The organism is Bacillus sp. FDAARGOS_1420 (assembly GCF_019344915.1).
GTDB lineage: Bacteria > Bacillota > Bacilli > Bacillales > Bacillaceae_G > Bacillus_A > Bacillus_A mycoides.
Genome location: NZ_JAHWJB010000001.1, coordinates 1,218,033 through 1,238,493, shown reverse-complemented (window position 1 = coordinate 1,238,493; position 20,461 = coordinate 1,218,033). Strand labels below are relative to the sequence as shown.

Here is a 20,461-nt window from a genome sequence, read left to right as displayed (position 1 = left end):
CAAGGTTCTACATATTTCTTATCTCTCATCTTCAATAAGATCCCTTAAAGAAATATGTTCATCATTTGTTTTCAACTTTCTTATAATTGTCTTTCCAAGTGTTTTGTTTGCATAAATGAAACCTTTAAAGACGATGTCCCTATGAAAGATAGCTACCCTCCTTTTGCAACATTCCATACGAATGTTGCTTTTTTTTTCAAAAAGCAGGATTCTTATTTCTCATTTCCGAATTTGTATATACAAAATGCTATAAAGTGAAACTTTCATCAGTGGGGGTTTTGTTCATCCCACACTGATTATTCGCCCTCACCAATCGGGCATTTACGGGCAGTTAATGCGGGATAAATCACCACTACTTCTCTGTGATTTACAAAATACATATACGTCATATGTATAGAATTGCTTACATAAAAATTACTATAGTGATTTTTATTCATGTACTAACGAAAGGATGGGACGAAAATTGGCATACGAAAGATTTGTACTATGGAATGATGCAGTTATTGATACAACAAAACATCGCGCGTACATAGAACTTGAAGAAAGAGGTTTACAATTTGGCGATGGCGTCTATGAAGTTATTCGCCTTTATAACGGAAACTTTCACTTATTAGACCCACATTTAACAAGATTATATCGATCCCTTGAAGAAATAGAATTATCACTTCCTTTCTCAAAAGCCGAACTTATCATCTTACTCTACAAATTAATTGAAAACAATAATTTCCACGAAGACGGAACAATTTACTTACAAGTATCTCGTGGTGTACAAGCTCGAGCACATGCATTTTCATATGACACATCTCCGACAATCTATGCTTATATTTCAAAAAAAGAAAGACCATCTTTATGGATTGAATACGGTGTACGTGCTATATCAGAACCTGATACACGCTGGCTCCGCTGTGATATTAAATCGCTAAATTTATTACCAAATGTATTAGCTTATACGAAAGCTGAACGCAAAGGTTGTAAAGAAGCACTTCTCGTACGAAATGGTATTGTAACTGAAGGTAGCCACTCTAACTTCTTTCTTATAAAAAACGGAACACTGTATACGCATCCAGCCAATCACCTTATTTTAAACGGCATTATTCGTCAGTACGTCCTTTCTTTAGCTAACACTCTTCAACTTCCTGTACAGGAAGAGCTTTTCAGCGTTCGCGATGTTTATCAAGCAGATGAATGCTTCTTTACGGGAACGACTATTGAAATTTTACCGATGACCCATCTCGATGGAACTGCGATTCAAGATGGTCAAGTTGGCCCTATCACCAAATTACTACAAAGGTCATTTTCTCAAAGCCTTTTAAAATCCAACAGCACATCTTCCTAAATACGAATAATCTTCTCATTTTCCACATCAAATATATATATTTAAATGGAAATCAAGGTGCAGATTTATACCTTGATTTTTTTTTGTAACCTTTTTGTCATATTCAGATTACCACATAAGTCTTGACAGTAATCGACATGCTCTTTAGAATTTTTAACAGTTGGTAAATATTTCTTCACTACATTACAGACAGAAAGGAATCGACAAATTATGAAAAAATACCTTGCCGGTCTTGCGGCAGTGTCTGTAGCAGGAGGAGCAGCTCCTACACTTGATAGTGTTCAAGCTGCCCCTGAACAAAATACACAAAAAGCTGCTACACAAACTGTCCAAGCTTCCGCATCAAACAATTCATCATATACGGTGAATGCTAGCGTACTACACGTTCGTGCAGGATCAAGTACTTCTCACGACGTCATCTCTCGCGTTTATAATGGTCAATCATTAAACGTAATTGGAGAAGAAAATGGTTGGTTCAAAATTAACGTTAATGGACAAACTGGTTTTGTTAGTGGCGAGTTTGTATCAAAAAACGGAACAACGAATAACAATGTAAGCACAGGTGGAAACAATAAAGTTACTGCTGATGTATTACGTGTACGTACAGCTCCTAACACTTCTAGTTCTGTTTCAGGACGTGTATATGAAGGACAAACATTAAACGTAATTGGTCAAGAAAATGGTTGGGTGAAAATCAACCATAATGGGCAAGTAGGTTATGTAAGTAGCGAATTTGTATCAGGCGCTTCTTCAAATACGGGTTCTACAAACAATAATAACAATCAAACAAATGTACAACCAGCAAGCGGAAACTACACAGTAAATGTATCTTCTCTTCGCGTTCGTACAGGTCCTAGCACTTCTCATCCAACTGTAGGTTCTGTTAAACAAGGACAAGTTGTACAAGTTGTAGGCGAAGTTCAAGATTGGTTCAAAATCAATTACGCAGGACAAACTGCTTACTTAAGCAAGGACTACGTAACAAAAGGCGGTTCTAACGAAAACGTCACTCAAGGTAACAACCAAGAGCAAAATAATAATGGAACTGTTCAAACTGGCGGTACTTACGTTGTTAACGCAACATCTCTACGTGTTCGTACAGGCCCTGCTGCTTACCATAGTGTACTTGGCGGCGTGTTAAATGGTACAACATTAAACGTAGTTGGATCTGAAAACGGCTGGTTTAAAGTAAACTACCAAGGAAAAACAGGCTATGTTAGTAGCGAATTTGTAAAATTCGTTAAAGGTGGCACTGCTACTCCTGAACAACCGAAACAACCTGATCAAGGTGCAATTGGTGACTACTACATTAATGCTTCTGCACTAAATGTACGTAGCGGCGAAGGTACAAATTATAGAATCATAGGCGCACTTCCACAAGGACAGAAGGTTCAAGTAATCTCTGAAAACTCTGGATGGAGCAAAATTAACTACAACGGTCAAACTGGTTACATCGGAACACGTTTCCTATCTAAAACACCAGTTGGTGGCGCAGTAGATAATAAGCCTAACGACAACCAAAATAACAATCAAAATAATAACAACAATAATAATACTAATAATAGCGGTGACAGTTCTTCTCTACTTGCATACGCGAAATCTATGCAAGGCGTACCATACGTTTGGGGCGGTACTTCTGCTAACGGTGTTGACTGCAGTGGTTACATCTACCACGTATTTAAGAAATTTGGTCATAACATTAGCCGCCAAAGTGTTGCTGGATATTGGAGCAGCTTACCACAAACTTCAAGTCCACAACCTGGAGACTTGATTTATTTCAAAGATACTTATAAAGCAGGTCCTTCTCACATGGGTATCTACCTTGGCGGGGGATCATTCATCCAATCCGGAGATAAAGGTGTAGCAATCGCTTCATTAAACAACTCTTATTGGAAAAGCCATTTCTTAGGGTATACGAAAGCACCTTAAGTTATAGTTTCAGAGCCTTCTAGTTTACTAGAAGGCTCTTTTTAAAAGACTCAACATAGTAATCCCCTTTCATTCTCTCTACGAAAAAATTATGCGTTCATTCTCCTATTTCATACACTATATTCTATTGAAATTGCCCAAAACGTTATCATAATGAATATATTTCAACAAAAAACATAACCTATTTCATGTCTATTCATTTTATATGTGTTTTTTCAAAGAATTTTCTTTTTATTTAAACTTTTCGTTAGACGTTTGACCTCCGATGTCCATTATGATAAGTTACTTAAGATGTTATATTCGCAAAAGTATAGACAACTGGTTTATACACTTTTTTACTATGAGGAAGGAGCATACACTGCATGAATGTTTTATGGGGAATTGGCGGCGTGATTGGAGTATTAGCAATTGCTTTCTTACTATCTTCTAACCGCAAAGCTATTAATTGGCGCACAATTTTAATCGCGCTAGCATTACAAATGACATTTTCATTTATCGTATTGCGATGGGATGCTGGAAAAGCAGGCTTAAAAGTTGCTGCTGATGGCGTTCAAGGATTAATTAATTTTTCTTACGAGGGAATTAGGTTCGTTGCTGGGGATTTAGTCAACGCAAAAGGCCCTTGGGGATTTGTTTTCGTTATTCAAGCACTACTTCCAATTGTATTTATTAGTTCATTAGTTGCAATCTTATATTACTTAGGTATTATGCAGAAATTTGTTAGTATCGTTGGTGGTGCATTAAGTAAACTTCTTGGAACTTCTAAGGCAGAAAGCTTAAATGCAGTAACAACTGTATTTTTAGGACAAACAGAAGCACCAATTTTAATTAAACCATACTTAGCACGTTTAACTAACAGTGAATTCTTCACTATTATGGTAAGTGGTATGACAGCTGTTGCCGGATCAGTTCTTGTCGGATATGCAGCAATGGGAATTCCATTAGAACATTTATTAGCAGCAGCAATTATGGCAGCTCCATCAAGTTTATTAATTGCAAAACTAATTATGCCAGAAACAGAAAAAGTAGATAATAATGTTCAACTTTCAACAGAGCGTGAAGACGCAAACGTTATCGATGCAGCTGCACGCGGTGCATCTGAAGGTATACAACTTGTTATTAACGTAGCTGCAATGCTAATGGCCTTCATTGCATTAATCGCTTTATTAAATGGCTTATTAGGATGGGTTGGTTCTTGGTTCGATATTAAACTTAGCCTTGATTTAATCTTCGGTTACTTATTATCACCATTTGCAATCTTAATCGGGGTTTCTCCAGGTGAAGCTATCCAAGCAGCAAGCTTTATCGGTCAAAAACTTGCAATCAACGAATTCGTTGCATACGCAAACTTAGGACCACACATGGCAGAGTTCTCTGCAAAAACAAATATGATTTTAACATTTGCAATCTGTGGTTTTGCAAACTTCTCTTCTATCGCAATTCAATTAGGTGTAACAGGAACGTTAGCTCCTACTCGCCGTAAACAAATTGCACAATTAGGGATTAAAGCAGTTATCGCTGGTACACTAGCGAACTTCTTAAACGCAGCAGTCGCAGGTATGATGTTCCTATAAACTCATGTAAAGTCTCCTCTTTTAAAGAGGAGGCTTTTTTATATAACATAAATATAATTTTCGTATATATATTAAATACTTTATGTATAGATATATAGACGCTATGTTACAATAATTAGTATGTCTGTTTATTTTTTCTTATAAAAGAGGGATACTACTTGATGTATCTCGCCCCAAAAAACTTCCAGCTACATGGTCATTTCTTAATAATTGTGCATACTACAAATATCCAGCACGAATTATTTTTAAGGAGGAAAGTTTCGTGAAAGATAAGTCCTATAAAGTCCTCTCTATGTGGATTTTACAAATTTTATTTTATTTTACTACTGTACATGTGACGAAATATGAGCACGCGCTCATTTTTACAATTATATATGTCATCATAAATGTACTATTCTTATTTTTACCTGATAAAACAGCATTTATTTTCTTCATACTGGGAACAATCATTTCAGTATTCTATTTATTTTATCAAGCGTGGCTTCACTTATGGAGTACATCAGATCAATGGGAATATATTATTACCCACTTCCTGATGGCAGCTAACTTCTTCATTGTTTATATTTCAACCCATCTATTAAAAAAGGTTATCCTTAAAAATAAAGAGTTAACTGAACGGGTAAGAGTGCTTGAGCAATACATTGGAGAATCAAAATTATTAACAAGACAAGAATTCGAAAGACGACAAGCTTTATTAACAACTGCGATGAATCGTCGTAATGAAACAGGCATTATCATTTTCTTTGATTTCACTTCCTTTAGTAAATATACGAAAGAAAGTGTCATGGATCGTGTAGCTTCATTATTAGTTGATACAGTCAGAGCTGACTTTGACCTTGCTGCTGAATATGACAGCAACACATTAGTTATTTTATTACAAAATACAAATGAAGCCGGTGCTGACATTGTAATGAACCGTCTACATCCAAAAATGGCACAATGGCTTGCTGCTGAAGCAATTCAAGATATTAAAATAAAACGAGAACAAATCAATGCAAAGGGACATATCACATTATGATGACACTCGTTATGCTTCTTTTATTTATTTTGTTTTGTGTACTTGTTTTCTGGATTAGCATCACATTTTCAATTAAATATGTATTGATTTTTACGGCCTTTCTATTCTCTGCTTTACTCGTTTATTACTCTTTCTTAACAATTGCGGGTTTAATTCATCGAAATAGTAAACGAAAAGATCGTACGCTAGAACATTATCCAAGTGTAGATATTTTAATACCTGCCCATAATGAAGGGGTTGTTATTAAAGATACATTAGAAGCAATGGCAAAGATTGAATACCCAGGCAAACTAAACGTTTATTTATTAAACGATAACTCTCAAGATGAAACACCTGAAATTGGCGATGATTTCGACAAAGCTTATGCTCATATTCATCACATTCGTGTACCACCTGGCGAACCGAAAGGAAAATCGCGTGTATTAAACTACGGCCTTAGCATTTCGGATGGTGAATATTTCTGTGTTTACGATGCAGATAATCAACCTGAACCACATGCACTGCGAATGCTCGTAGAACATGCTGAAACAACAAAGGATGCCGTTGGAGCAGTTGGACACGTTCGTACAGTAAATGAGAAAAGAAACTGGCTTACACGAATGATTTCATTAGAATTTCAGATTTTCCAGCTCCTTATGCAATCTGGACGCTGGCTATTATTCCAAACAGGTTCACTAACTGGAACAAACATGCTTCTTCGTCGTTCTGCATTAGAAGAGCTTGGCGGCTATGATCCTTATGCAATTGCAGAGGATGCCGAATTAACATTAAGGATTACCCAAAAGGGCTATCTCTTACCAATCGTCCCGGAATCGATCACATGGGAACAAGAACCTGAGCATTTAAAAATTCTTATTAAACAGCGGACACGTTGGCTTCAAGGAAACTTATACATTTTAGAAAAAATGTTTTCTTCATTAAGCTTTTTTAAAGGGAAACTTCTCGTCCATTCCTTACAACAAGTTTTAGTGTATGTCGTATTTTGGCTATTCCTAATCATTTCAAACGTTTGGTTTGTAATTGGACTGCTCGGCATATTCCAAATTCAATATAGCATTCCATTACTATTTATGTGGTATGTCGCATATATTACATATGTTTCTCAATTATTTAGTGCCCAGAGCGTCGAACGAACCTTTACACCGACCAACATTTTCATAAGCGTCATTATGTACTTTACGTACGCACAGCTCTTTACGTATTTGTTTATTCGCAGTCTCATTCTTTACTTACGCGCAAAGAGCAAGAAACAAGTAATTGGTTGGGATAAAACGGTACGATTTAAAAAAGAAAAATAGATTTCATTAAAAAATAAGCACAGAGCGCCGTATGCTCTGTGCTTATTTTTTACCGTAATACTATATATATCAGACAATACCCCTTAGCTGAAAGTTATTTCACGTCCATCCCCCAACGAACGATCGACCTTCATTTATATACGAAAAAGTGATTGCTATTTTTGTAGAACCAATTGCTTCTCTTGATGCTCTTTACGAGTTTCAGTCTTTGGTTCCGTGCTTTCTTGGGCATTTCGATGTGCCACACGTTTCAAACAAATATGCTTCCACTTTCTTTCGTAACGTTTCATTATTCTAGTTGTCCCCCTTGAATGCGCTTTAAAACTATTTGAAATCGCTTACAGGAAATAATATAGCACATATACATAAAAGTAACAACACATTTCCGACATATTTTTGTCAAAAATATGAATATAATGTGTAAAATATCGGATATTGTCGAACTATATCGATTTTTCTTTTTAAATTACCGATATCTATAGTATTCCGCAACAAAGTAATGCTTTTCCTACAATAGTATAGAACAGTGAAAAAGGACTGCCGAATGTCGGCAGTCCTTTTACTATTTATATATACAGAATTTTTTTCTTCTATATTAATGTTGTTTCATGCGTCCTTCTTTTTGCAACTCTTTAAATAGTGCTGCAATCATAAAGAAAATAACAAATACGAACGGGAAGGCCGCAATAATCGACGCAGTTTGCAGCGCCTCTAATCCTCCGACATACAATAAGATCGAAGCTAACGCCGCTAGAACAATACCCCAAACCATTTTAATACGATTTGGTGGGTTTAAGCTACCATGTGTCGTTAACATCGCTAGAACAAACGTAGCAGAGTCTGCCGATGTAATAAAGAATGTTGAAATAAGTAAAATAGCTAACACACATAAAGCCGGTCCTATACTACCCATTTGGTCTAACATAGCAAACAATCCTACTTCTGTGCCCATTTCTTTAATTTGTCCATATATATTTGCACCATCAAATAGCTCCATGTGAATACCTGTTCCTCCGAAAACAGAGAACCAAAGCGCGCCAATTACTGTTGGTACGAGTAACACACCAACAACAAATTCACGAATTGTACGCCCGCGTGACACACGAGCAATAAACGTACCTACGAATGGTGACCATGCAATCCACCATGCCCAGTAGAAAATTGTCCATGACTGAATCCATTGATTTCCGCCTTCATTTAATGGACTTAAACGGAAACTCATACTTGGCAATTCTTGAATGTATGAACCGATTGTTGAAGTGAAATAATTCATAATAAAGTTTGTTGGACCTGCAAATAATACAATTATCATAAGTGCAAACGCTAAAATAATATTCGCATTACTTAAATATTTAATTCCTTTATCGAGTCCCGTTTGCGCGGATAGCATATAAAGAACAGTTACAATTCCGATGATTACTAGCTGCGTTGGTAATGAGTTTGGAATGGATGTTAAATAACTAACACCACCCGCAATTTGCTTTGCCCCAAGTCCTAATGATGTCGCCACACCAAATACTGTTGCAAACACAGCTAGAACATCAAACATATGGGCAATACGGCCATGTTCACCGCCTTTAAATAGCGGACCCACTGTCGCACTAATTGTACTTGCTCTTCCTTTTCTAAATGTAAAATACGCAATACATAATGCTACAAGTGCATATAATCCCCACGGATGTAATCCCCAATGGAAAAATGAGAAACGAAGTGCAAGGCGTGCACTCTCTTCAGTCGCACTCTCTCCAAACGGAGGTGTGTATAAATGGTTCATCGGTTCTGCGACGCCCCAGAAAACCAAACCGATTCCCATACCGGCACTAAATAACATAGCAAACCATGTCATATAACTATAATCAGGTTCATCATCATCTTTACCTAAACGAATCGAACCGTACTTAGAAACAATTAAGAAAATAGCAATTCCTAAGAAAATAGAAACGGAAATAATATAGAACCATCCAAACTTACTAACTAACGCAGCTTGAATTACAGTCGTTACATTTCCTAAGCTACCTTTTCCAATAATAGATTCGGGAATAATCCCCCAAAGTGTAAATGCAATACATAATGTTAATGAGACAATAAATGTTTTCGTCAGTTTCCTCATCAAATCCCCCTTCGTATGTTTCATTTCTTGTAAAAATCATAAATTCCGATATGTTAAATCGGATAGAAAACCATAGTTTTTTGTGGTGATTTTCTTTCGGCTTTCTCAAGTTTGCCTTCACCAATTAGAGTTCTTATGGACAGCCTTACCTTCCGTACAACCTTTCCACTCTGCAAGAGCTACAAGATTGGAATACTACTGTCAAATTGTGTGAGAAAAATGCGGATGGGAAGAGATTTTCCCAAAAAAGGATGTGTTACAGTTTTAAAAAAGGGCAGATTTATTCTGTACAACCCTTTCTTCTTGTAACAATTATGCGGTTTTTTGCTAGTATATAGCGCGTGTTTATAACTTCACAAACGAGATGTTTATGTTTATATAACTATATTACCCATAAAACGGGAAAATACTCAAGGAATGTAACTGTATAGTAATCATTATGTAACACCCTTGTAATATTTTTATTTACACCGAAAAAAATACGTTGTATTAAATATTTTGAATATAACTAGAAACCTACTAATTATATGGAATGAAAAACGCTTTCCTCTCATTCTAGCTATATTACAAAGTGTTAACGACTTATTACGAATGGTTTGTAATTGTGTGTTTTCCCAAAATCCGAAAAAATCTGTTGCTATAATGAGGACACGAAAACAAACGCAATGGAGGCTATCATGAAAAAATTAATTGGAATAGCAACAGCAGCAGTTTTTGGTCTTGGGATTTTCACCGCATCTGCTAATGCAGAAACTGTTGTAACAACAGACGTACTAAACGTACGAGAAAACCCTACTACTGAATCAAAAGTTGTCGGTAAATTACAGAATGGTCATAAATTAGATGTTCTAAATACAGAAAACGGATGGTCACAAATCAAATTAGATGGTAAAGACGCATTCGTAAGTGCAGAGTTTACAAAGAACTCTTACTATGTAACAGCTAACGTATTAAATGTACGTGCTGAAGCGAACACAAACTCAGAAATTCTTGGAACGCTTAAGAAAGACGATATGATCGAAACAACGAACCAAGTACAAAATGAGTGGTTACAATTTGAATATAACGGGAAAACGGCTTATGTTCATGTTCCTTTCTTAACAGGTACAGCACCTGTTATCGAGAAACAAGAAACGCCTGCTCCTGCTAAAGCTGCAGCACCAGCTAAGGCTCAAGCACCTGCACCAGTAAAAACAACTGCTACGCCTGCTGTGAAAGCTGCTGAAACTAGCGAACCTTCTAATGGTCGTGAGTTAACAGTTGTAGCTACAGCATATACAGCTCATCCGAGCGAAAACGGTGGCACATACGGCGGCCGTGTATTAACTGCAATGGGTCATGACCTAACAGCGAACCCAAACATGAAAATGATCGCTGTTGACCCGAAAGTAATCCCATTAGGATCTAAAGTATGGGTAGAAGGTTATGGAGAAGCGATCGCTGGTGATACTGGCGGTGCAATTAAAGGTAACCGTATCGACATTCTACTTGGATCAGATAGCGCTGCTAACAAATGGGGACGCAAAACTGTTAAAGTGAAAATTTTAAAATAACCAATGACTGCTAAGTTACAGCCGGTTCTCTTTATTGAGAGCTGGCTTTTATTTTTTATATAATACATATAAGGAGGTGACGTCCATGAATTTACAAGCTAAGGTAGACTGGGTCGGTACACCAAAGCCGTACATATATAAAGATGATGTCACATATGATGCAATCGCAATTGACTTCTCACTAACAAACGATGACAATCGCTATAAATTAATTGTGCTCAAGTCTGAAAAAAATACACATTACAAACTCGTACAATACGGAATAAAACCAGACTCTCAAAAGCCATTCCCTATTGATATTCCATTCGAGCAAGAAATGCTACCGCTCATAAAGCAAATATTAAATGATCCATATGTAGAAGCGATATTAAAGGAAGCCCGCTTCTAATTGCAAAAAAGGATATCACCTAGTAGGATTTTCCAACTAGGTGATATCCTTTTTACTTTCCCTTCATGAACACGAGTAGAGAAAATTATATCAACGGTTCAACATGGAATATCGATTTACCGACAAAGATTGACAATAACGGCAAGCTACCTAAAGAAAGAGGCTGTTCAAAATTGAACAGCCTCTTTCTTATATTAACGAGTCGGACCAGATACTTCCTCTGATTTCAGCGTATTATTCGCTCCAAGAGAATGGTACAATATCTTTCCATTTCCATTAACAGTAACGATATGGTCATTATTAAAGCTCTTGAATTTTACAGAGCCGTCACCGTAACGAATATGATATTCTTCATATGTCGTTACTTTATATTTCGTTGCACTTTGACGTTCTACATTGCGGATATTCATTGTCAATAAATCTTCTGTAATTCCTTTTTTGTGTAGATATTGTAAGTAATCACGGTCTTCCTTATACGATTTCCCGCTCTTATCATAATTATTTTCAATTAAACTAAAATCGTTTAATGCAATTGCACGCACGTTATTATAAATATGATTTTGTACAAAATCTCCAACCGCTGAACTAGAAGCTTCTTTTGGAAACTTTAAGTAATATGTACTTTGATCTCCAACTTTAATACTTTCAGATTTCATCACACCAAATTCAGCGTTTTTCTCCAAATGTACTTCTACCGTTTCATCCGTCGGTACAGGACCAAGTTTATAACTTCCGTAATTTAACTTTCCGCGTTTCTTGCCATTAACAAATACAGTTGCATCATTTTCATCAGACGAAATGGTTACATAATTTCCTTCAAGTGATAAATTCACTTCTACTGTCCCATTCTTTTCATCTGCTAAATCCACTTCTTTTTCTGTCTCTAATTCAGCAAGTTCCGTCTTCGCCTTTGCCTTTACAACATAAGCACCCGGGAAGTATGGACCTAATTCTTTCGAAGTTTTATCACTAGAAAGCTCTGTTTCTTTTTTATCATTCACATATATTTCAGCATTCTTTGCAGTTGTGCTAACATTCATGTAATACGATTTCATGCTGAACTTATACTTCGGATACAAGAACCATTCTTTCCCGTCTTCTATAATTTTCCCATCTTTAAAAGATGCTTTATCACTTGCTAACTTTTGATCTACTGTCTCTCTTTGCAAATATGATAACAGTTCTTTATTATAAGAAGGATTCTCTTTTAAATAACGGATATACGCCTTAATATCTTCTGTCTTAAACTTTAAGGTTGGATCGTCTACTTTCAAAATCTCATCGATTGCATTCACATCTTTATTTTGGAATGCTTCAATCATTGCATTTACTTGCTTTTCCTTCGAAAACTTGCTCGCACCGAATTTATATGCGCCAAACAAAATAGCAAAAACAATGACAAAACCTATAAGTAAAAACATGTTTTTCTTACTTTTCACTGGCTTTGTTTCTCTCCGCATTTCTGAATGAGAAGAAGCTGTTTGATCAACAATTTCTTCTACTTTACTTCCGCAATCAGGACAAAAGTTCAAATGATCCGCAACTTGTTTATTGCATGTTCCACAAAACTTCAAGTATTTCTCCCCCTTATTTTTTTACTAATTTCATACCCACGAATGTTAATACGTAAGAAATAAGAAAACTACCTACTATTACATATAGCGTGTTACTTTGAATAGATAATATCGGTCCAGAAATTCCAGCGAACTCCTTCATAATTTCCTTACTTCCTGAAGCTGTAATATGAATTTTTGCTAATCCATTTACACAAAGCATCATCACAGTATAAACAGCGCTAAACACTGCTATAGTTACGTACATATTTCGCATACGATATTGAGCCAATTTCATTCCAGCCCTAACTAGTAGAATACATGGTAGAAGAATTAATAATCCCCACCAATGTAAATATGAATTAAAATCATCAATATCTTTTATACGATCAGCACTAGCACCATTAGCGATTTCCAGGTCTTTTAAAGACGTACCCTGTATTGATATGCCTGACATATACGATACATGCAGCGGCCCTTTTTCGACTGAATATCTATGCATTTCTCTCTCCATATTCCCCCACTCAATTTCAGTTGGAGAAAGGTGGGCCATATTCCACATGAAAGGTGTTGCTTCTAAAGAAAGTAATACTTTATACGCCTTCTCTGGAAAATCAATTGGACCCATTGATTTTGAACTACTAAATAAAATCGTAATAAGCATAATACCAAATGTAATAAGTAGTCCTTTCAAAACAGTCACTATACTATAATAAATAGACGTTACATACGGGACAAACTGACTAGTAGAAGAAAGCATACGATGCGGTCCTGCTTCAATACTCATACCAATAAAGCTGAATAATAGGCCAAATATAATACCAAACAATAAACTAACAACATGAGAATATACAACATCAATAGTCATCGTTTGATAGAAATAAGAAATAGATGTAGAAGAACTTGCCATAAAGCTTACAATACATAAGAAAATACCGTATATCATGCCAATTACACATGATGTCATGAACTTCTCTCGCCAACTAATTGAAGGTTTTTTTCTTTCAACAAAAAATCCACTTCCACCTAATATAAGTGCCGGAATAGTTACCAAGATGAATAACGGGATATGAAGAAGGAATGACATCGTGTATGCCCCGCTCCCGCTAATTTCAATACCTATTAAATGACACATTAAAATTAATGGTGCTATACCAATAAATGATTGATTAATGGTAGTCATATTCAACATACCATCCGTATTTCTAACCGCTGTCTCCACTACATCATTTATAGCAGAATCTATTATTAAACTGCCAATGAAGCCTGCAATGAACATACATACAATTGCAAAAGCACCACCGAATAATCCTTTTTTCAGCATACTTCCTGATGCATTTACATGTAATTGCGCTCCTGCATTTGGTAATTTTATGTTCAATTCTTTTTGGGCGACTCCTAATAAAGAATCACCGCATTTCTCACAATATGTAGCATATTCTTTACTTTCCTGTCCACATGTTCGGCAATACTTCGAAGATTGCGGGACTAACATAACATGGCTATCTATACTATCCGTACTTGAGCCGTCATGTGTACAATAGTTTACTGCCTCAGGCTGTTCTAAACCGCAAATTTTACAATACATGTTCCTCACTCCTTACTTTGCTTCATACCACATGCGGGACAGAATGTAGCTTCCGTTGCAATTTGTTCACCACATGAAGAACATGCTTCTTTTTCAATATTTTTTGATTGAAGGAGTAACTCATTTTCTTTACCGCACTGCCCGCAAAATTTATCATTTAATGATAATGGACCACCGCAACTACACTGTCCTTTTTGTTCTTGTCTCTGTAAATTAGAAATTTGTCTGCGCGTGTTATAAATAGCAACATCAAGCTCTTGCACTGGTGCTACAATAGCTTTCAACAAATCTACTCGAACTTCATCATCACGAAGTTGCATATACACCGTTTGACCAAGTTCAAGTAAAATTTCAGTTTTTTCTTGTAACTTCTCTTGTGTAATCTTCTTCAATTGCGCCATTTCCTGTGCTACTTGCAACTTCATCTTGCCTTGCTCAATTCCCTCTTGCAACTTATTCATGCCATTACCAAACTTCGATTGTAAATCTGACAAACAAATTCTCTCCTTTTAATGACATAGTAATATACAAAATTAACATTATATATATTACCATGATTTTCTAATTGTGTAATTAGAATTTCATTTTTTCTGTTTTGAGCATTTTTTGTTTATAATGGTAAAGGAAAGAAATCTGTGTACGGAGGAATATTATGCTGCAAGACTCAATTACGAAAGATGAAATTATGATGATTGCGAATGAGTTCGTTCAAGGGCTTGATCCACAGCAAGTTGCTGATCAAGAGCATGTCGCTACAGCTCGGCAACTATATCGTAGTGGTGTTGTCTATAACGTTGACTTTGATGGCTATACGCTATCCGGAACTGTAAATGCTGAAGGCAGTGTATATAGTGTTCACATTCCGATTCGTAATGTCACTGAAAGCTATTGCGATTGCTTCGCGCCAACGCAATGTCAGCATATGCTTGCTGTGTTACTATCTGCAGCTTCTAGTTTTGGGCAAGTAGGAGATGTATTAACTTTATTCAAAAATAATACAAAACCTTCTCTTCCTCCTATTCGAACTGCACGACAAGTATTGCAATCATCAGCTTTTGAAGAAATGGATTATAAAAGTTGGCAAACATACTTTGAAAATGAATATGAATCATTTAAAAAAGAACAAGCGCGGCTCACTTATAAACAAATGTATTTTCTTATGAGTCTTTTTACAGACTTCTATACAAAATTAGAACGGAAAGCTCCGCGCATCGTTGCTATTCATGAATTATTTAAGTTGCACGCGGCACTTTATTGCTTTCAAAAATTATTAGAAGAAATTCAAGAATTTGAAGCAAACAAACTATATTCTTATCACCAACCAGTTAACGTCGTTCGCCTATTCGTTGATAAAGTTGAATCTACCGTTAGGGACCTAAAAACAGAGGCGATTCCAGAAGAATCCAAACCAATTTTAGAAGAAACAGCGCGGCTCATACATGAATCATTCTTCTCTACCGATGCCTATACACAAGAGCGATTCTTCATTTATCGTCACGTATGGGGTGAACTGTTAAGAACAGAAGAGCAGCTACAAGAAGAAAAGAAACGAATCGATACTAAAATCAATCCACTTTCCAAAGCATTAGCATCTTCTCACCTGCTCTTTTTAAACGGTGAAGATGTATCGGCAATGGAATTACTGGAAAAACAGCCTTCTTCTGTTGTGAGCCTTTACTTCTATTGGTTAGAAGAGTTATTAAGTGCGATGGAGTGGGACCGCGCTAAAGATTGGCTTTCCTTTACTTATAAACAAGTAAAAGAAACGATAACGGAACAAGAGAATACCGTCTTCATACAAGATATCGTTCGATTATTTGTGATGATGTATGAGACATATGCAACGCATACGAATGAACAAGCGGGATTAGAAATGATTTTACAAGAACTATTACCGTATAGTTTCACAAATTATGAACAATATGTACTTGCGAAGAAACAATACCATGCATGGACGGAACTTCAGCTCTTATATGGATTCGAAGTAATCGAACTTTTGAAAGAACCATTGAAAGATATTGAAAAAGAAGCGCCCGAAGCAGCACTTCCTCTCTATCACCATGCCGCAATGGAAGCAATTGAAGAGCGAAATCGCAAATCATATAAACGTGCCGTTCGTTACTTAAAGAAATTACGTATGCTTTATAAACGACTGAAGCGAACTGATGAATGGGATGCTTTCATTATTCATATCGCTAACTTACATTCACGTCTGCGTGCACTACAAGAGGAATTACGGAGAGGAAAATTAATCGATGATCATACAAACTGAAGTAACAATTAGGCTCCAGCACGTTAGTCAAGGTTGGTTCCTTTGGGGAGAAGATGATAGCGGTACTCTCTTATCCGTAGCAACTTGGAAAAAAAATGCATTCGCATGGCACTCTACTTCTTTCTACGGAACGTTTTTAAAAGAAGCAACGTACGAGGGCAAACAAGGCGTTATGTTAACGAATGCCCAGGCATTTGAATACATCGCAAATAAACCGATGAATTCATTTGCAAATATGCAAATGAACGGTCCTATTACGGCACTTACAAAGGACGCAAGTGAATTATGGGACGCTTTCGTCAGCGGCAGCTTCGCACCTGACATGAAGCATTGGTCTCAGCAGCCATCTTGGAAAGTTCAGAATACCTCAATTGAAGATGACATGTTAGCATCTCTTTTCTCTGCCGCTGTGAACGAAAGTATTTTGCAAGATGCTCGCTCAAATGACGGATGGGAAGATGCAAAGAGACTATATGAACATTACGACTTTACGAAAAGGCAATTGGAAGCAGCACTACATGAAGAAGATTGGCTTCGAAAAATTGGTTACATTGAAGATGATCTTCCATTTACAGTCGGCTTAAGACTACAAGAACCGCAAGAAGAACTTGAAATGTGGAAGCTTGAAACAATCGTTACACCAAAACGTGGTGCGCATCGCATATATGTATATGAAAGTATCGATTCCTTGCCAAAACGATGGCACGATTACGAAGAACGGATTCTTGAAACACAAGAAGGATTCAGTAAGCTCGTACCGTGGCTAAAAGAGGACGACAAGTTCCGAGAAGAACTCTTTGAAACGGAAGCTTGGAACTTCTTAACCGAAGCAAGTAATGAATTACTGGCAGCAGGTATTACAATTTTACTACCATCATGGTGGCAAAATTTAAAAGCAACAAAACCGAGGTTGCGTGTACAGCTGAAGCAAAGTACAGCACAAACACAGTCTTTCTTCGGCATGAATACGCTCGTTAATTTCGACTGGCGCATTTCAACGGACGGAATTGATTTATCAGAAAGCGAATTTTTCGAACTCGTTGAACAAAACAAACGTCTTTTCAATTTAAATGGTCAATGGATGAGACTTGATCCTGCCTTTATTGAAGAAGTAAAAAAACTAATGCACCGTGCCCATAAATATGGACTTGAAATGAAAGATGTGTTGCAGCAACATTTATCTAATACGGCAGAAACAGAAATTGTAGAAGACGATAGTCCGTTTACCGATATTGAAATCGAGCTAGATGGATATTACGAAGAGCTTTTCCAAAAACTTCTGCACATTGGAGATATTCCAAAAGTAGATGTACCATCTTCACTACAAGCAACACTCCGCCCGTATCAACAACACGGTGTTGAGTGGTTGCTATACTTACGAAAGCTTGGATTTGGAGCGTTATTAGCCGATGATATGGGACTCGGAAAAAGTATTCAGACGATAACTTACTTACTATACGCTAAAGAAAACAATCTCCAAACAGGTCCTGCATTAATTGTGGCACCAACATCAGTCCTTGGAAATTGGCAAAAAGAATTTGAGCGTTTCGCACCAAGCTTACGTGTTCAGTTACACTATGGAAGTAACCGATCTAAGGATGAGTCATTTAAAGATTTTCTTCAATCAGCAGATGTTATATTAACTTCTTATGCATTAGCTCAGCTTGATGAAGAAGAACTTAGTACGTTATGCTGGAACGCCGTTATTTTAGACGAAGCACAAAATATAAAAAACCCACATACGAAACAGTCGAAAGCAGTAAGAAATCTACAAGCAAATCACAAAATTGCTTTAACCGGTACACCGATGGAAAACCGACTTGCTGAGCTTTGGTCTATTTTCGACTTTATCAATCATGGGTATCTCGGAAGCTTAGGACAATTCCAGCGCCGCTTCGTCACACCGATTGAAAAGGACCGCGATGAAGGAAAAATCCAGCAAGTTCAGCGGTTTATCTCGCCGTTTTTACTGCGTCGTACGAAGAAAGATCAAACGGTCGCATTAAACTTACCAGATAAACAAGAACAGAAAGCTTATTGTCCACTAACTGGCGAACAAGCTTCCTTATATGAACAACTTGTTCAAGATACATTACAAAATGTAGAAGGATTAAGCGGAATTGAAAGACGCGGATTTATATTACTTATGCTGAACAAGCTAAAACAAATTTGTAATCACCCAGCCCTTTATTTGAAAGAAGAAGAACCACAAAATATCGTCGAGCGCTCTATGAAAACAAAAACGGTAATGGAGCTCATCGAAAATATAAAAGACCAAAATGAAAGTTGCTTAATCTTCACTCAGTACATTGGCATGGGGAACATGCTAAAAAGTATGTTAGAAGAAACATTTGGTCAGCGCGTCCTCTTCTTAAACGGGAGCGTACCGAAGAAAGAGCGTGACAAGATGATTGAGCAGTTCCAAAACGGAACGTATGACATCTTCATCTTATCGTTAAAGGCCGGCGGAACAGGATTAAACTTAACTGCCGCCAACCATGTCATTCACTATGACCGTTGGTGGAATCCAGCTGTAGAAAACCAAGCAACAGACCGTGCTTATCGCATCGGTCAAAAACGCTTCGTTCACGTTCATAAGCTTATTACAACGGGAACACTTGAAGAGAAGATTGATGAAATGTTAGAACGAAAACAATCATTAAACAACGCCGTCATTACAAGCGATAGTTGGATGACCGAACTATCAACCGACGAACTAAAAGAATTACTTGGCGTATAAGGTGGATAAATGAAAAAGGAGCAAATCTCTAACTGAGATTAGCTCCTTTTTCTATGCCAAAACCAATTGCTTATTATAATTCCTGTTAACCCGCCGCACGTATCAAGCAATGAATCTTGCCACATCGGTGTACGGTCTCCTGTAAACCATTGATGAATTTCATCAAATGTTGCATACCCCGCAACGAAAAGGAGGGCGTATGCAAAGCACCTTTTTCTCGAATAACCCGATCGATGAAAAGCATAATACGTCAATGAACCGAGCATAAAGAACACCATAAAATGAGCACCTTTACGAAGGAAAAACTCAACAAATCCACCTACACCTTTATTTGCGATACTAACAGGTGTCCCTCCCCCATAATCGATAGATACCCATGAAAAATGCTCTTTCACAAACTCAACATTTACATATTGCTCAATATCCGAGCGCATATCCTGTTTTTTATATGGCTGTGCTGAAGAATAGAAAATAAGCCCCATCCATAGTAATACAGGAATCCAAAATAACCATTTACGATTCATTCTCCCGAAAACCCCTCTCTTAGTCTTTTAAGAGTACCAAAAAAAAGAAAAAATTTCACGCCAAAACATGACATTTACACCCTATTTATAAAGTGAAAGGGGGTGATAAACATGGCAGTTGAAACAATCGTAATGGATTTAACTTTACGCCTTGTATTAAACGGAGGATTAGACAAAAACGGTAAAACAGTTTTTAAGAACAAGCAATTCAAACGTGTAAAAACAAATGCAGATTTAGGAAAAGTACATGAAGTAGCACGTGCTCTTGCTTCACTACAACAATCATCACTTCACGCTGTACAACTTGTAAGCACGTCAGATCTTTCTAATCTATAATTAAAAGGAGGGAATAAAACATGCAAGTACTAGAGTTAATTTTCGTGAAAGAAGATGGGAAAACAGTTGCCCTTTCTATCGATAATCCCATTACACCAGTAAATGAACTAGTCGTAAATCAAGTAATGGATACCATTCTTGCTTCATCTGTATTTTCATCAATTAGTGAAAATACTCGTAAAAAAGGGGCTCGCCTCATAGAAAAAAACGTATCTGAAGTTCAAATCACTCCGTAAATCCAA

The 20,461-nt window shown here is 36.8% G+C and carries 17 protein-coding genes; 11 read left to right on the top strand and 6 right to left on the bottom strand.

Annotation, left to right across the window (positions count from 1 at the left end; translation table 11 throughout):
* Positions 1 to 451: 451 nt before the first annotated feature.
* The 5 genes from I6L50_RS06410 to I6L50_RS06390 all read left to right on the top strand — a co-directional run bounded on the left by I6L50_RS06410 (position 452) and on the right by I6L50_RS06390 (position 7,155).
* The gene (locus tag I6L50_RS06410; protein ID WP_080220993.1) at positions 452 to 1,336 is read left to right on the top strand and encodes a D-amino-acid transaminase; all 885 of its coding nucleotides are present in this window, start codon (positions 452 to 454) and stop codon (positions 1,334 to 1,336) included.
* Between the two features lie 210 nt (positions 1,337 to 1,546).
* Positions 1,547 to 3,265 carry a C40 family peptidase gene (locus I6L50_RS06405; RefSeq protein ID WP_219300906.1) on the top strand — a complete coding sequence of 573 codons (1,719 nt, stop codon included), beginning with the start codon at positions 1,547 to 1,549 and terminating at the stop codon, positions 3,263 to 3,265.
* A 362-nt stretch (positions 3,266 to 3,627) separates the two neighbouring features.
* Positions 3,628 to 4,839: a NupC/NupG family nucleoside CNT transporter gene (locus I6L50_RS06400; RefSeq protein ID WP_002016182.1), complete on the top strand. Its 1,212-nt coding sequence runs from the start codon at positions 3,628 to 3,630 to the stop codon at positions 4,837 to 4,839.
* A 262-nt stretch (positions 4,840 to 5,101) separates the two neighbouring features.
* Positions 5,102 to 5,857, top strand: coding sequence for a diguanylate cyclase domain-containing protein (locus tag I6L50_RS06395; RefSeq protein WP_078421824.1), 756 nt, complete (start codon positions 5,102 to 5,104; stop codon positions 5,855 to 5,857).
* Complete coding sequence (locus I6L50_RS06390; RefSeq protein WP_002139087.1) at positions 5,854 to 7,155, top strand: glycosyltransferase family 2 protein; 1,302 nt, start codon at positions 5,854 to 5,856, stop codon at positions 7,153 to 7,155. Before I6L50_RS06395 ends, I6L50_RS06390 begins: the two co-directional genes overlap by 4 nt.
* A gap of 155 nt (positions 7,156 to 7,310) precedes the next feature.
* Here I6L50_RS06390 and I6L50_RS34715 read toward each other — a convergent pair whose 3' ends face one another.
* Together I6L50_RS34715 and opuD are read right to left on the bottom strand one after the other, a co-directional pair.
* Positions 7,311 to 7,445, bottom strand: coding sequence for a hypothetical protein (locus I6L50_RS34715; protein WP_002068447.1), 135 nt, complete (start codon positions 7,443 to 7,445; stop codon positions 7,311 to 7,313).
* A 305-nt stretch (positions 7,446 to 7,750) separates the two neighbouring features.
* On the bottom strand, positions 7,751 to 9,265 hold the full coding sequence (opuD, locus tag I6L50_RS06385) for a glycine betaine transporter OpuD (RefSeq protein ID WP_002167370.1): 1,515 nt from the start codon (positions 9,263 to 9,265) through the stop codon (positions 7,751 to 7,753).
* A 677-nt stretch (positions 9,266 to 9,942) separates the two neighbouring features.
* Between opuD and I6L50_RS06380 the strand changes: the two genes are divergently transcribed.
* Together I6L50_RS06380 and I6L50_RS06375 are read left to right on the top strand one after the other, a co-directional pair.
* Positions 9,943 to 10,818, top strand: coding sequence for a cell wall-binding protein EntA (locus I6L50_RS06380; protein ID WP_219300905.1), 876 nt, complete (start codon positions 9,943 to 9,945; stop codon positions 10,816 to 10,818).
* 85 nt (positions 10,819 to 10,903) lie between these two features.
* Entirely contained in the window at positions 10,904 to 11,206 is a 303-nt protein-coding gene (locus tag I6L50_RS06375; protein WP_219300904.1) for a DUF3910 family protein, read from the top strand.
* A 194-nt stretch (positions 11,207 to 11,400) separates the two neighbouring features.
* Here the strand turns inward: I6L50_RS06375 and I6L50_RS06370 are convergent, their stop codons facing one another.
* Genes I6L50_RS06370 through I6L50_RS06360 form a run of 3 tightly spaced genes read right to left on the bottom strand, consistent with a single transcriptional unit; the run spans position 11,401 to position 14,841 of the window.
* Entirely contained in the window at positions 11,401 to 12,780 is a 1,380-nt protein-coding gene (locus tag I6L50_RS06370; protein WP_219300903.1) for a zinc ribbon domain-containing protein, read from the bottom strand.
* A 13-nt stretch (positions 12,781 to 12,793) separates the two neighbouring features.
* The gene (locus I6L50_RS06365) at positions 12,794 to 14,347 is read right to left on the bottom strand and encodes a hypothetical protein (protein WP_219300902.1); all 1,554 of its coding nucleotides are present in this window, start codon (positions 14,345 to 14,347) and stop codon (positions 12,794 to 12,796) included.
* 5 nt (positions 14,348 to 14,352) lie between these two features.
* Positions 14,353 to 14,841, bottom strand: a complete 489-nt coding sequence (locus I6L50_RS06360) for a zinc ribbon domain-containing protein (RefSeq protein WP_002016260.1) — start codon at positions 14,839 to 14,841, stop codon at positions 14,353 to 14,355.
* Between the two features lie 158 nt (positions 14,842 to 14,999).
* On the opposite strand from I6L50_RS06360, the gene I6L50_RS06355 reads away from it, so the two are divergent.
* Positions 15,000 to 16,619: an SWIM zinc finger family protein gene (locus tag I6L50_RS06355; protein ID WP_113936229.1), complete on the top strand. Its 1,620-nt coding sequence runs from the start codon at positions 15,000 to 15,002 to the stop codon at positions 16,617 to 16,619.
* Complete coding sequence (locus tag I6L50_RS06350; RefSeq protein ID WP_219300901.1) at positions 16,603 to 19,359, top strand: DEAD/DEAH box helicase; 2,757 nt, start codon at positions 16,603 to 16,605, stop codon at positions 19,357 to 19,359. The genes I6L50_RS06355 and I6L50_RS06350 overlap by 17 nt, the downstream gene beginning before the upstream one ends.
* Before the next feature lie 38 nt (positions 19,360 to 19,397).
* Here the strand turns inward: I6L50_RS06350 and I6L50_RS06345 are convergent, their stop codons facing one another.
* Positions 19,398 to 19,883 (bottom strand): VanZ family protein, encoded by a 486-nt coding sequence (locus I6L50_RS06345; protein ID WP_212934874.1) that lies wholly within the window; start codon positions 19,881 to 19,883, stop codon positions 19,398 to 19,400.
* 111 nt (positions 19,884 to 19,994) lie between these two features.
* Here I6L50_RS06345 and I6L50_RS06340 point away from each other — a divergent pair, with 111 nt between their 5' ends.
* Positions 19,995 to 20,219, top strand: a complete 225-nt coding sequence (locus tag I6L50_RS06340; protein ID WP_002016256.1) for a DUF1659 domain-containing protein — start codon at positions 19,995 to 19,997, stop codon at positions 20,217 to 20,219.
* A gap of 20 nt (positions 20,220 to 20,239) precedes the next feature.
* Complete coding sequence (locus I6L50_RS06335) at positions 20,240 to 20,455, top strand: DUF2922 domain-containing protein (RefSeq protein ID WP_219300900.1); 216 nt, start codon at positions 20,240 to 20,242, stop codon at positions 20,453 to 20,455.
* Positions 20,456 to 20,461 lie beyond the last annotated feature (6 nt).